The following is a 13,311-nucleotide window of genomic DNA, read 5'->3' as shown; positions in this document are numbered from 1 at the left end:
GTTGGCACCAGAAAGCCCCGGGCCGCGCCAACGACCCCGGGGCTTTCGCCTATTGGGCAAGCTGCTCTGGTGCTGATTTCACTGTAGACGAATCACCGATGATCACAAGATCGGTTGAGAGCCTGGAACGGTGCACAACCGTCGCCATACCGTTAGCGGCCGACAGCGAGTAATACGGGGCACAAACGCGCCGCAGAGCGCCGTCACTTCAGCCCATACTCCTCAAACCTAACCACCTCCTCCCCCACCCACTCATTAATCGCCAACAGCCGATCCTGCAGCGGCTTCACCTCATTCCGCGCGAACACCAGCGCAGCCTTCTCCACATCGCCAAAGCCCCCGGTGTTCGACGGAATGATCCCCATGAGCTGCGGCGGCACCCGATGCGCAGCGAGCTGGTCATCGCGCGTCACGCTCTTGATGTTCCAGAACTCATCCTTCGCCGCCACCTCGGACACGGGCAGAAGCTGAATCCCGTCCTTCTTCCCCTTCGGCGCATACATAAACACGTTGCGGAAATTGCCCGGCCCCTTCGACGACGCGATCGCGTCGCGCAGCGCCTTCACATCCTCCATCTTTTGCGCCTCGTCGGTCATGTACAGGATGAAGCCCGCGTGTGAGCCGTTCTTGTAATACTTCCGGCGGAACAGCGTCGCTGACTCGTTCAACCAGGTCGCGTTGAGCGACGACAGGTATTCCGGCAACCCATACACCTCCTGGTTGATGTCCGGCTCCTGCAGATGAAACACGGTGCCACGCGCGAACTCATGCGGCTCGCCTGCGCCCTGCACAAAGTAGTACGTCGACAGATCGACACCCCGCCGCATGTACTTGGCCATCGCAGGCGCCAGCCCCATGCTGGAGCCCGCCCAGCTCAACCGGTTCTCCAGATACGCATTGCCAAACACCTGCCAATCGAGCACAAATCGCTCGAATGCCGCGCGCGGGAACAGCGGATGCGGGATGAACGTGCTCACCAAGATGTTGCGCTTCACATAGATGGCCGAGCTGTGATGCGCAGCGGCCCGGAACGACTTCGCCAGGCCATCCCACGGCAGGGGCGGCTCGAACCACTTGCCCATCCGCATGCACTCCAGATAGTCGAGCAGTTCACGCCGGTCGAGCACCTCCATCGGGTCACCAAACGAAAAGACCTCCGGGCGGGCCGCGTGGTCGTTGAGGGGCGCGGCGGGCGTCGCGGTGCCAGTGGCGCGCCGATTCTTCTTGCGGCTCATAAGAACTCCATAAAGCTGGTATTGGTCGAGGTCGTGCCTTCGAGTGGTTCGTAGGAAAGCGCATGCATGCAGGCCCACGCCAGATCGGCATGGCTGGTTTCCTCCGAGCGTCCCGCCTGGTAGGTGACGCGTGCGCCGGAGGCAGTAACGGTTTTCTTGATCGACATGAACGACGCGGCAAAGTCCGTCCAGCCGGCATCGAACTCCAGGCGGCCCTTGCTGATGACGTCGTACGCCTTCAACACCAGGTTCGTCTTCACATCCACGGAATACGAGAAGCCATGGGCATCCGGCCTGGCCTTCGTCACGAGCTGGTAGACGGCATCGCCCACGCCCGTCCGGTCGATCCCGATGAAGGCAACGTTGTAGCGGTCGCACACGCGGAGGATGGCGTTCGCCTGCTCCTCAAAATCGATGCCCTTGAACTGGTGCTTCTCCAGCACGCGGAACTTGCCATCGGGCACCGCCGGCGGCGCCAGCACCACAATCGCAGCGCTGTCACCGGTCGGCCCGCCCCCGTTCGGGTCATACCCGAGCCACACCTCACGGCTGCCAAACGGACGCGGCGCAAACGGCCGAAAGTCCGGCCACAGCTCCCAGCTATCAACCATCCCCCGCATCAGCATCGACAGCGGGAACACAGACGCCGTGTCATCCACGAACTGGCACATCAGCAAGTTCGCGTAGTCCGGCTCGCTGTACTCCAGGCGCAGTTGATCCAGGTCGAACAGGTTGCAGCCACCGCGCAGCGCATCCTCCACCGTCACGATCTGGCGCCACTGCCCATCCGCGCAGCGCAGGCCATCGCGCAGCGCCGCATGGCTCACGTCGATCTTGACCTGCTTGTCCTTCGCCTTCCCCCGGTTGAACAGCGCGCCCGACCAGAACGGATACGCGTCATGCGCCAGGCTGGAAGGCGTCGAGAAATACGTCTGCCGCCAGTGCTTGTGGATCGCCATCCCGGAGGCGACTTTGCGCAGCTCCTGGAAGCGCGGCACCCAGAAGTACTCGTCGAAATACAGGTTGCCGTGATAGCTCTGCGCCGTGCGCGCGTTCGTGCCCAGGAAGTACAGCGTCGCGCCGTTCGGCAACACAATCGGGTCGCCCTTCAGCTCAACGCCGGCCGCGTCCTTCGCAAACTGGACCATGTACTGCTTGAACACGTGCGCCTGCGCCTTGCTGGCGGAAAGGAAGATCTGGTTGCGCCCGGTCGTCAGCGCATCGATCAGCGCCTCACGCGCGAAATACCAGGTCGCCCCAATCTGGCGTGACTTCAGGATGTTGCGAATCCGCTCCGCCTCACCCACGCGGTGCCACACCTCCTGATACCCGAACAGAGAATCGCGGAAGGCCTCCTGCAACTGCTCCTGCTCTTCGGGGCTCATCGCATTGCGCTCCGCCTTCTTGCGCGGCCCTGCGTTGCGGTTCGCCACCTTCGGGTTGAGGTCGGTCTCGTTGCCGCCGTCGCGGTACCGCTCCCGGCGCGCGATGTTGTTGAGCTGGCGATTCAGCAGGTCGATCTCTTTGAAATCGCGCCCTTCCTTCTGCTCCTTCGTCACCAGGCGCATCAAGCGCTCTTCAATCGTGAGCGCCACGCGCTCATCGGGCGTCGTATCCGACCATGCATCGCGGCGCTTCCAACTGTGCACCGTCACCGGCTTCACCTTGAGCATTTCCGCGATGCGCGCCACGCGGTAGCCCTGCCAGTAGAGCGAACGCGCCACGCGGCGCGGGTCCATTTCCGGGTCGATTGAGAGAGAAGCGATAGGCGGCAACGTAGTCATGCCGCAACGCTACCGGCCGCGCGCGCGCGTGCCACGCGCTGCCTGTTGTGGCGCGGGTTCGCACAACACCAACGCGTTGCCCGCGCGATGCACGGCGCTGAAGATGTCAGCACCAACGAACCACCGACCAACGAGGACAACATGGGCACCAAGGCCAACAGGTTCTTCCGCATCGCCACCGAAGGCGCCACCAGCGACGGCCGCGTCATTGATCGCAACATGCTCGTGCAGATGGCGAACAACTACGACCCGAAGACGTATTCCGCGCGCATCAACATGGAGCACATCCGCGGCTACTCGCCGGCCGGCCCCTTCAAGGCGTACGGCGATGTCATCGCACTGAAAGCGGAAGAGCAAGACGGCAAGATGGGCCTGTACGCGCAGCTCGACCCTACCGACGAGCTGATCGCGCTCACCAAGGCACGCCAGAAGATTTTTTCGTCGATGGAAGTGCAGCCGAGCTTCGCCGACACCAAAGAGGCCTACCTCGTCGGCCTGGCCGTCACCGACAACCCGGCAAGCCTCGGCTGTGAAGTCCTGCAGTTCAGCGCCACCGCCAAGGTCAACCCGCTCGCCGCGCGCAAGCAAGACCCCGACAACCTCTTCACCGAAGCCGTAGAAGTCGACCTTGACTTCACCCCCGAGCAGCCCAGCGCTACCGCAGGCCTGGCCGACAGCATCAAGCGCCTGTTCTCGCGCCAGACCAAAGCCGAGACCGGCAACGATGCCCGCTTCTCTGACGTGCAGGACGCCGTGCAGATCATCGCCACGCAGGTGCAGTCGCTGGGCGACCAGTTCACCGCAGGGCTCAAGACGATCAACGACCAGTTGGCCGAGTTCAAGGCCCAGGCTGACGAGCGCGACAAGGCCTTCAACACGCTCAAGCACGGGCTCGAAACCACGCCCGCCTTCAGCGCCCGGCCGCCCGCCACCGGCGGCGACGGCACCGCCGACATCAAGACCGACTGCTGACCCGGCCGACGCCGCACAACCCCGACCAACACCCGGAGCACCCCATGCGCAATGAAACCCGCCGCCTCTACGATGCCTACACCGCCGAAGTTGCCAAGCTGAACGGCGTTGACCGCGTCGACACCAAGTTTTCCGTCAACGCGACGGTGCAGCAGCGCCTCGAAACGAAGATCCAAGAATCCAGCCAATTCCTGTCCAAGGTGAACGTCTATGGCGTGCCTGAACAGGAAGCCGAAAAGGTCGGCCTGGGCGTCTCGGGTCCGGTGGCCAGCACCACGGACACCACCAAGCAAGACCGCCAGACCGCCGACATTTCCACGCTGGACGGCCTGCGCTATCGCTGCGAGCAGACCAACTCGGATACACACATCACGTACCAAAAGCTGGATGCCTGGGCGAAGTTCAAAGACTTCCAAACGCGCATCCGCGACGCCATCATCAAGCGCCAGGCGCTGGACCGCATGACCATCGGCTTCAACGGCGTCAAGCGTGTGCCCACCTCCGACCGCGCCACCAATCCTCTGCTGCAGGACGTGAACCGGGGCTGGCTGCAATACCTGCGTGACCTGGCGCCGCAGCGCGTGATGAAAGACGGCAAGGACGCGGGAAAGATCATCGTCGGCGCCGGCGGCGACTACGGCAACCTCGACGCGCTCGTCTTCGATGTGGTCAATCACCTGGTCGAGCCGTGGTATGCAGAGGACCCGGAGCTGGTCGTCGTGTGCGGCCGTCAGCTCCTGGCCGACAAGTATTTCCCGATCATCAATCAGCCCAACCGGCCGACCGATACGTTGGCGGTGGACATGATCGTCAGCCAGAAGCGCATCGGCAATCTGCCCGCCGTGCGTGTGCCGTACTTCCCCGCCAACGGGCTGCTCGTGACGCGCCTGGACAACCTGTCCATCTACTACCAGGACGGCGCGCGCCGCCGCACCATCGTCGACAACGCCAAGCGTGACCGCATCGAGAACTATGAGTCGAGCAACGACGCATACGTCATCGAGGATCTGGGCTGCGCTGCATTGGTCGAAAACATCGCCATCGGTGCGCAATGACCAGCCCCGCCCGCAACCACTTCCTGCGGGCCTCCGCCGCCCTGGCGGCGCAGGCCGAGCAGGAAGCCAACCCGCTGCGCCACGCCAACGGCTACGAACTCATGCTCGCGCAGCTCGCCGAGCACAAGCGCCAGCTCAAGCAGGTGCAGTCCGTCGAGCGCAAGGCAGACACCAAACGCCGCATGCTCCCCGAGTACGCGGCGTGGGTGGAAGGCGTCCTGCAGGCCGACAGCGGCACGCAAGACGACATCTTCATGACCGTGCTCGTCTGGCGCATCGACGTGGGCGACTTCGCCGGCGCCCTGCCGTTGGCCGACTACGCCATCCGCCACAAGCTGGCGATGCCCGACCAGTACCAGCGCACCACCGCCTGCCTCATCGCAGAAGAGTTCGCCAACATGGTCTTGAAAGACCCGGCCGCCATCCAGTCGGCCGACGTTGAAGCGCTCATCGCGGTGGAAGCGCTCGTGCGCGACCAGGACATGCCCGATGAAGTCCGCGCCAAGCTGCACAAGGCGTTGGGCTATGTCATCGCGGCGGTGGCCACCGGCCACGACCAGGCCACCGCCAACGCGTGCCGCGAAGAAGCCCTCGCGCACCTGCGCCGCGCGCTGGAACTGCACGACAAATCCGGCGTGAAAAAAGACATCGAGCGCATCGAGCGCGACATCAAGAACGCAGCTAAGCCCGGCGACGGGAAGAGCTGACACCGAGCGTGACCCCGCGCATCAGGCGGCACGGGGCAGTCTTCCGGCGTGCCGCGAAGCCTCGCCCCGTCCACCGCCTCCCAGCCCACTGAACCCATGTCCTCCTTCATCGCAGCCGCATCTGTACCGCAGCCCGCCGTGGCAGGCGGCCCGCCCATCGCCAACGACGGCTTCTTCCCCGATATCGACGTCGACCAGGCCTACGCCGCCATGCGCCTTGATGGCACCGTCACGCAGCAACGCATGCGCGCCGCGCTGGTCGAGGCGGTCATTTCCGTCAATGACGAGCTGCAGGCCTGGAAGGTCGCGCAGGTCTCGTTCGGCCGGAACACGCTGGCCGCAGTGCCGGCGCCCAAGATCGATGGCGAAAGCGCACACCTGCACCGCTACCGGCGCGCGGTGCACTGCCTGGCCGCCGCCTGGCTCATCGAGCGCTACCGCACCATCGACGCCACCGCCGCCGGCGACCGCAAGGCCGAAGCCGAAAACCTCGGCGTTGAAGACCTGCGCCGTGACGCCCGCTGGGCCATCAGCGACATCGAGGGCGTCGCCCGCACCACCGTCGAGCTCATCTGATGCGCGTACGGGCCATCCAGGGCGACACCGTCGACGCCATTTGCCACCGCGTCTACGGCCGCACCGCAGGCGTCACAGAGGCCGTCCTCGCCGCCAACCCGGGCATTGCCGACCTTGGCCCCGTGCTGCCGCACGGCACCGAGCTGGTCATGCCCGACATCTCCCCGCAGCCGGCCATGCAAATGGTCCAGCTCTGGGACTGACCACAAGGAACCCAATGGCTGAACCCATCTCCACCGGCTCCACCGCCACCCTCGCCGTCACGGGCGTGGGCGCGTTGTCCCTGCTGCCAGGCGTCGACCCCGGCACCGTGCTGGGCGCCTTCGCCGGCGCCGCCGTCTTCGTCCTCAACAGCGGCGAGCTTGGCACCGTCAAAAAGCTCGGCTTCCTGGCCGCATCCATCGTCGCAGGGCTGCTGTCCGCCCCGCTGGCCGCCGCGCTCATCGCCAAGGCGCTGCCCACCAACACCGAAGTCAGCCATGCCGTGGGTGCACTGGTCGCCTCCACCGTAGTGGTCAAGTTGCTCCTGGCCCTCATCCGACTGGCAGACAACAGCGACCGCCTCTTCGCCGCACTCAAGGGTGGCGCAGACAAGGGAGGCAAGCAACCATGAAAACGCTCTTCATCGTGCAGGCCGCGTTGTGCGCCCTGATCGCCCTGCGCCTGCTGCTCTTCAAGCGCAACGGCGCCGCGCACCGGCCCTGGGCGTCACGCCTGGCGTACGGCCTTGTCGTGCTCGCCGGCGCCGTCACCATCAGCGTGCTGTTCGGCCGGTATGACTGGGCGCTCGCCGCGCAGAACGGCATCACCGCCGTGCTGTGCATCGCCGTCTACGCCGTGCGCGGCAACGTGGTCGAGCTGTTCCGCATGGGCGGTGCGCGTCAGGGGTGGTTTGTTCGCATCCTGCGGAGGTCCGCATGACGATCCTGCGAGAAGGCATGGTCGGCGCCGCCGTGCTGGAGCTGCAACGGCTGCTCACCGCCAACGGCTTCACTGCCCCGGACACCGCCGTCTACTGCGCAGACACCGCCGCCGCCGTGCGCGTGGCACAGATCCGCTTCGGCCTGGTCGTCGACGGCATTGCAGGCCCTAAGACGATGGCAGCGCTGCAGTCCGGCGCGCGCGACATCCGCCACCTGACTGGCGCCGACCTGCAGGCCGCCGCTGAAACGCTCGACGTGCCCCTGGCCGCCATCCGCGCCGTCAACGAGGTCGAAAGCCTCGGCAACGGCTTCCTGCCGGACGGCCGCCCGGTCATCCTGTTCGAGCGGCACATCATGCATCGCCAGCTCACACGCGCCGGCAAAGACGCCGACGCCCTGGCCCGCCAGTTCCCCAACTTGGTCAACCCCAAGCGCGGCGGCTACGTCGGCAATGCCGGCGAGCACATGCGCCTGGCCCGCGCCATCCAGATAGACGAAGACTGTGCCCTCGCCTCGGCCAGTTGGGGCGCCTTCCAGATCATGGGGTTTCACTGGAACCTGCTCGACTACCCCAGCGTGCAGCACTTCGTCGCCTCCATGCGCACCAGCGAGGCCGCGCAGCTCGATGCCTTCGTGCGCTTCGTCAAAGCCGACCCCACCCTGCTCAAGGCGCTGCGCGCCCGCAAGTGGCCCACCTTTGCCAGGCTGTACAACGGCCCCGCCTACGAAGCCAACCTATACGACGTCAAGCTCGCCCGAGCGTTTGACCGCTACCAGGCCGAAGCGGAGGTCGCGGCATGAAGCGCGCTGCCGCCGTCCTCGCGCTGCTAGCCATCGCCGCAGGCCTCGCCTGGTGGGCCACCACCAGCTACAACGCCGCAGTCCAAAGCGCCGCCCTGGCCGAGTCCACCGCAGCCACCCTGCGCAAACAGCTCGCCAACGCCAAGGCCGCCACCGTCACCGTCACGCAGTACGTCGACCGCGAGCGCGTCATCCGCCTCAAGGGCGACACCATCATCAAGGAAGTGCCTCGCTATGTCCCCGTTCAAGCTGACGCTGCCTGCGTTGTTCCTCGCGGCTTTGTGCGCCTGCACGACGCCGCAGCCGCCGGCACCGTGCCAAATCCAGATACCGGAGATGCTGATGCGGCCCCCGCAGGCATTGCGCTCTCTGCCGTCGCCGGCACCGTCGCAGCCAACTACACCGACTGCCACGTCGACGCCGCGCGACTGACCAGCCTGCAGCAGACGCTGCGCGATCAGGGCGTGACCATCATTGGGGAGCCCGCCGCGCCATGATGAAGCCCAACAGCCTGCGCGAAGCCCTGACGGCCGCCGTGCCCTACCTGGCTGCGCACCCCGATGCACTGCATGTCTTTGTCGATGAAGGAAACGTGGTCGGCACCGGCGCGCGGTCGCTCGGCTTCGAATACCGATACACGCTCACATTGATCGTGACGGACTACCCGGACAGCTCCGACACCGTCGTCGTGCCTGTCCTGGCCTGGCTGCGCACCAACCAGCCCGACGCCTTCACCAACCCAGACAAGCGCGAAGACGCTTTCAAGTTTGAGGCCGAAATCCTGAACCACAGCACGGCCGATATCTCCATCAAGCTGAAGCTGACCGAGCGGGTCACGGTGAAGGTGGACGGCAAGGGCTACCAGGTGCAACACCACCCGGAACCGGTCAATGAATACGACGACCCTGCGACGTGGAGGCCTGCTTGAGCGACCTGCACGAACTGGACGCCTACCTGGTCGGCCTGCTGACCAAGTTGGAAGCACCGCAGCGCCGAGCGCTGGCCCGCGCCATTGCAGTGGAGCTGCGCCGCCGGCAGTCGGCCCGCATCGCCGCGCAGCGTAATCCGGATGGCACCGCCTACGAGCCTCGCAAGCCGCAGCTACGGCACAAGCGCGGCGGCATCCGGCGCTCGATGTTCACGCGGCTGCGGATGGCGAAGTACATGCGTGTTGAGGCGAGTCCGAACGCGGCGGTCATCACGTTCGCTGGGAAGGTGCGGCGGATCGCGTCGGTGCATCACTTTGGGCTGCGGGATCGAGTCAACAAGAACGGATTGACTGCGAAGTATCCTACCCGGGAGCTTTTGGGCCTTAGAGACAAAGAGATCGACTACATCACTGCCATAGTCGTAGACCATTTTGCTGCGTAGATTGAGGGAACACGAGAGCGTTAGTCAGGCATTTGGGGACTTGCATAAAACACAGCGGTAAAGTCAGCATTCTTGAACTCGGCCTGCGGTAGACAACACCATGCAAAAGCAAGACGACATACTGTTGTCCCAACTGACGTCCATATATAGTGAACTAGACGCGGCTCAGATACAGCGATCTCCAGAACGCGTCATGGACGTATTGCGACGTCCTCCGACGGACTTGGACGAAGATTACTTTGATGCCTGGTTAATGGCGGACAACATCGCCCAGGAAATACCTGCACTTTTCATGCGGGATGATCGATTTCCCGGCGACAACGTTCGAATGATCTGTTTGGATGCCGGGCGAATGGGGTTCTATCCGAATTTTATTGGAGCGCCAATGGTGCGCGCCCTCGTCCAAAAGCGGTCGCCACGGCTTGCGATTGAATGGCTTCAGAAGGTTCTTTCGACCACTGAGGCCAGTGGTAGCGTAGTGTGTGCCCTTTGGGGTCTGCAAGTGTCCAGCGAGGTCAGGCTGACGCCTCATTTGTCCATCGTTCCAATCAACGACATTCCGGAAAGCAGAAATAAGACATGGCTTAGCGAACATCGTAGGCAGTCGTCAGTGGCATCTGCACTCGATTTCACACCCGTGGAGTCTGCGATAGTTGCTCGGCATACAGTTCGTCCCTTTATCGCGGGCCCCGACGACGATGGAGCCGAGGCAAACGCAGAATACGTGAAGTTTTGCGAGATGCTCAACGATGTCTCGCTAGCGCTGACAGTTGTTGGCCCGCGCGTCGTAACCATTGCAGCGCAATGGCTTACCCTCGACGATCCTGACCTGGAGCTCGCGATAAATGGCTCCTTCCGTCGCTCCCCCCTTATGGAAGTATTGCCTCTACGATCCCCAACATACCCGGTGCTTGAGGGGGGCGAAGCGAAAGATGTGGTTCAAGCGTTCCTAGGCTTAAGTGGGGAAATAAGAAACAAGGTTCGCATCGCGCTAAAGCGCCTCTCTCTCGCGCAATATCGCCACGGCGTCGGTGACCAGTGCGTCGAACTAGCAACAGCGTTTGAGACTATTTTGAGCGACGGCGGCAACAGCGAGATGACGCACAAAGTCAAGGTCCGCTCGGTTCGGTTGCTAGGGGGATCAACTACCGAGCGGGAGCACAATGCCGCAGTAATGGCCTGGATATACAACGCCCGAAGCAAGCTCGTCCACACGGGAATCGACGAGACCAAAAACAAGCAGATAGGTGACACAACATACACGCCGCAGCAGTTGGTAGATGATGCCATTCGGCTGTGTGCGCAGATCCTATGCAACGTTATCAAGGCCGGAAAGATTCCGGCTTGGGGCGAGTTTGATATTCAGTAAAGCTGCATTTTCCGACCAATCCCGTCGAGCTGTTGACCGTTCGTTGTGACCAGTACTGCCACAACATCCCCAGCGTGACCCCCACGCGCGCGCACGGCACTCTGCAGGCATGGACCTCGCAGAACTCGCCCGCCTCATCGAAAACCTGATCCGCATCGGCACCGTGGCCGATGTGCGCCACGGCAACCCGCCGGCCGTACGCGTGCGCACCGGTGGCATCACCACCACCTGGCGCCCGTGGTGCGAAGCTCGCGCCGGCAGCACCCGCACCTGGAACCCACCCACCAAGGGCGAGCAGGTCGTACTGCTCTGCCCCAGCGGCGACCCGTCCAACGGCATCGTTCTCTGCGCCATCCCGTCAGCCGCCAACGACGTGCCGAGCCATTCGCCCAATGAAACCGTCACGCTCTACCCGGACGGCGCCCTCACCAAGTACGACCACGCCGCAGGCCTGCTCACCGTGCAGGGCGTTAAAACCGTCTTCCTGGAAGCCGCCACCAGCGTGCTGGTGAAGTGCCCAGACACCACCTTCGACGGCGCGGTCACGGTCAAAGGCCTGCTGTCCTTCATGAACGGCATAGCCGGCCAGGGCGGTGACAACGGCAACGTCATCACCGGCGACCTGACGCACCGAGACGGCAAGCTGTCTTCCAACGGCGTCGTGCTGGACGACCATGGCCACGGCGGCATCAAGCAAGGCGGAAGCTGGACGGACGGCACACGATGACCGGCATGAACACCACCACCGGCCGCGCCGTCAGCGACGTCGCCCACATCCGCCAATCCGTGCGCGACATCCTCACCACGCCCATCGGCTCCCGCCTCATGCGCCGTGACTACGGCTCGCTCATTCCCGAGCTGATCGACCAGCCCGCGAACCCTGCCACCCGCCTGCGCCTGATGTCCGCATCGGTCTCCGCCCTCGTTCGCTGGGAGCCGCGCATCCGCATTGCGTCCGTACGCTTCTCCGTGGGCGCTGACGGCAGCGCAGCGCTCGACATCGAGGCAGACCGCGTCGACGGCCCGCGCGGCGAGGCGCTTGGCGCGTTGAGTGTGCCGCTGCGGAGCGTGTGAACATGGCCAGCCTGATCGACCTCTCCCAGCTCCCACCGCCCGACGTGGTGGAAAGCCTGGATTTCGAGACCTTGTTTGCCGGGCGTAAAGCGCGGCTCATCGAGCTGCACCCGCCTGAACAGCGGGACGCCGTTGCAGCAGTGCTGGAGCTGGAATCCGAGCCATTGACCAAGGCCCTGCAGGAAAACGCCTACCGCGAGCTGGTCCTGCGCCAGCGCATCAATGAAGCTGCACAGGCCGTGATGCTCGCCTACGCCAAGGGCAACGACCTGGAACACGTTGCCGCCCTCTTCCAATTGCAGCGCCTGGTCGTCAAGCCGGCTGATCCTGTCACAGGCACCCCGGCGGTCATGGAAGACGACGCCGACCTGCGCATGCGCGTCCAGCTCGCGCCGCAGTCGTTCTCCGTGGCTGGACCGGAAGGCGCCTACCGTTCGCACGCGCTCAACTCAGACGGTCGCGTGCTCGACGCCTCCGCCACCAGTCCGCGCCCCTGCGAAGTGCTGGTGACCGTGCTCTCGCGCGAAGGCGACGGCACCGCGCCGGCGGACCTTCTGGAACGCGTGGCCGCCAGCCTGCGCGCGGATGACGTGCGCCCGCTCACAGACCTCGTCACCGTACGCGGCGCGGAGATCCTGCGGTACCAGGTCGACGCCACCATCTACACGTTCCCCGGCCCCGATTCCGGCGTCGTGCTGCAGCTCGCACTCAAGCGCTTGGCTGCCTACGTCGAGGCCTGCCATCGCCTTGGCCGTGAAGTCACCCTCTCCGGCGTCTACGCCGCGTTGCACGTGGAAGGCGTGGAACGCGTCGAGCTGCGGTCCCCCACGGCCAACATCACTGCCGATGCGACTCAGGCGCCGTACTGCACGGCGGCCGACATCAAGCACGGGGGCATCCGTGGCTAACCTCCTGCCGCCCAACGCCACCCCACTGGAACGCCGGCTCGCAGAAACGAACAGCGCCATCAGCGACCTGCCCGTGCCGCTGCGCGCCCTCATCGACCCGGACGCCATCCCCGCTCGCCTTCTGCCCTGGCTCGCCTGGCATCTCGGCATTGATACCTGGAAGGACTACTGGCCCGAGCAGATCAAGCGCGCGCGCGTAAAGGCAGCCATTCCCATCGCCCGCAAGAAGGGCACCGCAGCAGCCGTGCGCGCCGTGGTCGCCTCCTTCGGCGCCAACATTGCCTTGCGCGAGTGGTGGCAGATGGACCCGCCCGGGCCGCCGGGCACCTTCGACCTGGTCATGACCGTCAGCGCACGCGACGGCAACCCACCGACCGCGGAGTTCATCGGCGACATCGTTGCCGAGATCGACCGCACCAAGCCCGTACGCGCGCACTACACCTTTACCCAAGGCTTCAACCAGTCAGGCGGCATCGGCATCGCCGCCGCCATCCGCCCCGCGCTCTTCACCCGCCTTTCACTTTCGGACGTTTGAC

18 protein-coding genes are annotated in these 13,311 nt (G+C 64.5%); 16 read left to right on the top strand and 2 right to left on the bottom strand.

Annotation, left to right across the window (positions count from 1 at the left end):
* Window positions 1-203: 203 nt before the first annotated feature.
* A complete protein-coding gene (locus tag N511_RS0122760; RefSeq protein ID WP_027681360.1) occupies window positions 204-1,235 on the bottom strand; it encodes a phage portal protein in 1,032 nt (343 codons plus the stop codon).
* A complete protein-coding gene (locus tag N511_RS0122755; RefSeq protein WP_027681359.1) occupies window positions 1,232-3,019 on the bottom strand; it encodes a terminase ATPase subunit family protein in 1,788 nt (595 codons plus the stop codon). Before N511_RS0122755 ends, N511_RS0122760 begins: the two co-directional genes overlap by 4 nt.
* Before the next feature lie 141 nt (window positions 3,020-3,160).
* Here N511_RS0122755 and N511_RS0122750 point away from each other — a divergent pair, with 141 nt between their 5' ends.
* From N511_RS0122750 to N511_RS0122670, 16 genes are all read left to right on the top strand, one after another.
* On the top strand, window positions 3,161-3,991 hold the full coding sequence (locus N511_RS0122750; RefSeq protein WP_027681358.1) for a GPO family capsid scaffolding protein: 831 nt from the start codon (window positions 3,161-3,163) through the stop codon (window positions 3,989-3,991).
* Between the two features lie 44 nt (window positions 3,992-4,035).
* Window positions 4,036-5,046 carry a phage major capsid protein, P2 family gene (locus tag N511_RS0122745; protein WP_027681357.1) on the top strand — a complete coding sequence of 337 codons (1,011 nt, stop codon included), beginning with the start codon at window positions 4,036-4,038 and terminating at the stop codon, window positions 5,044-5,046.
* Complete coding sequence (locus N511_RS0122740) at window positions 5,043-5,753, top strand: phage terminase small subunit (protein WP_027681356.1); 711 nt, start codon at window positions 5,043-5,045, stop codon at window positions 5,751-5,753. Before N511_RS0122745 ends, N511_RS0122740 begins: the two co-directional genes overlap by 4 nt.
* 96 nt (window positions 5,754-5,849) lie before the next feature.
* Window positions 5,850-6,329, top strand: coding sequence for a head completion/stabilization protein (locus tag N511_RS0122735; RefSeq protein ID WP_027681355.1), 480 nt, complete (start codon window positions 5,850-5,852; stop codon window positions 6,327-6,329).
* Window positions 6,329-6,532 (top strand): tail protein X, encoded by a 204-nt coding sequence (locus N511_RS0122730; protein ID WP_027681354.1) that lies wholly within the window; start codon window positions 6,329-6,331, stop codon window positions 6,530-6,532. Before N511_RS0122735 ends, N511_RS0122730 begins: the two co-directional genes overlap by 1 nt.
* 14 nt (window positions 6,533-6,546) lie before the next feature.
* Complete coding sequence (locus N511_RS0122725) at window positions 6,547-6,942, top strand: putative holin (protein ID WP_027681353.1); 396 nt, start codon at window positions 6,547-6,549, stop codon at window positions 6,940-6,942.
* On the top strand, window positions 6,939-7,250 hold the full coding sequence (locus tag N511_RS0122720; protein WP_027681352.1) for a phage holin family protein: 312 nt from the start codon (window positions 6,939-6,941) through the stop codon (window positions 7,248-7,250). The genes N511_RS0122725 and N511_RS0122720 overlap by 4 nt, the downstream gene beginning before the upstream one ends.
* Window positions 7,247-8,053: an N-acetylmuramidase domain-containing protein gene (locus tag N511_RS0122715; RefSeq protein WP_027681351.1), complete on the top strand. Its 807-nt coding sequence runs from the start codon at window positions 7,247-7,249 to the stop codon at window positions 8,051-8,053. The genes N511_RS0122720 and N511_RS0122715 overlap by 4 nt, the downstream gene beginning before the upstream one ends.
* Window positions 8,050-8,550: a hypothetical protein gene (locus N511_RS24495; protein ID WP_037027210.1), complete on the top strand. Its 501-nt coding sequence runs from the start codon at window positions 8,050-8,052 to the stop codon at window positions 8,548-8,550. The genes N511_RS0122715 and N511_RS24495 overlap by 4 nt, the downstream gene beginning before the upstream one ends.
* A complete protein-coding gene (locus N511_RS0122700) occupies window positions 8,547-8,981 on the top strand; it encodes a phage tail protein (RefSeq protein WP_027681350.1) in 435 nt (144 codons plus the stop codon). Before N511_RS24495 ends, N511_RS0122700 begins: the two co-directional genes overlap by 4 nt.
* The gene (locus N511_RS0122695; RefSeq protein ID WP_027681349.1) at window positions 8,978-9,424 is read left to right on the top strand and encodes a phage virion morphogenesis protein; all 447 of its coding nucleotides are present in this window, start codon (window positions 8,978-8,980) and stop codon (window positions 9,422-9,424) included. Before N511_RS0122700 ends, N511_RS0122695 begins: the two co-directional genes overlap by 4 nt.
* Window positions 9,425-9,647: 223 nt before the next feature.
* Complete coding sequence (locus N511_RS0122690; protein WP_155954091.1) at window positions 9,648-10,793, top strand: HEPN domain-containing protein; 1,146 nt, start codon at window positions 9,648-9,650, stop codon at window positions 10,791-10,793.
* A 109-nt stretch (window positions 10,794-10,902) separates the two neighbouring features.
* A complete protein-coding gene (locus N511_RS0122685) occupies window positions 10,903-11,520 on the top strand; it encodes a phage baseplate assembly protein V (RefSeq protein WP_027681347.1) in 618 nt (205 codons plus the stop codon).
* On the top strand, window positions 11,517-11,867 hold the full coding sequence (locus N511_RS0122680; RefSeq protein ID WP_027681346.1) for a GPW/gp25 family protein: 351 nt from the start codon (window positions 11,517-11,519) through the stop codon (window positions 11,865-11,867). The genes N511_RS0122685 and N511_RS0122680 overlap by 4 nt, the downstream gene beginning before the upstream one ends.
* A 2-nt stretch (window positions 11,868-11,869) precedes the next feature.
* Window positions 11,870-12,775 carry a baseplate J/gp47 family protein gene (locus N511_RS0122675; protein WP_027681345.1) on the top strand — a complete coding sequence of 302 codons (906 nt, stop codon included), beginning with the start codon at window positions 11,870-11,872 and terminating at the stop codon, window positions 12,773-12,775.
* Window positions 12,768-13,310, top strand: coding sequence for a phage tail protein I (locus tag N511_RS0122670; protein WP_027681344.1), 543 nt, complete (start codon window positions 12,768-12,770; stop codon window positions 13,308-13,310). The genes N511_RS0122675 and N511_RS0122670 overlap by 8 nt, the downstream gene beginning before the upstream one ends.
* Window position 13,311: the final 1 nt, after the last annotated feature.

It is taken from the genome of Ralstonia sp. UNC404CL21Col (assembly GCF_000620465.1).
Taxonomy (GTDB): Bacteria; Pseudomonadota; Gammaproteobacteria; order Burkholderiales; family Burkholderiaceae; genus Ralstonia; species Ralstonia flatus.
The sequence above is the reverse complement of the archived record's forward strand: the minus strand, read 5'-3'. Positions and strand labels throughout refer to the sequence as shown.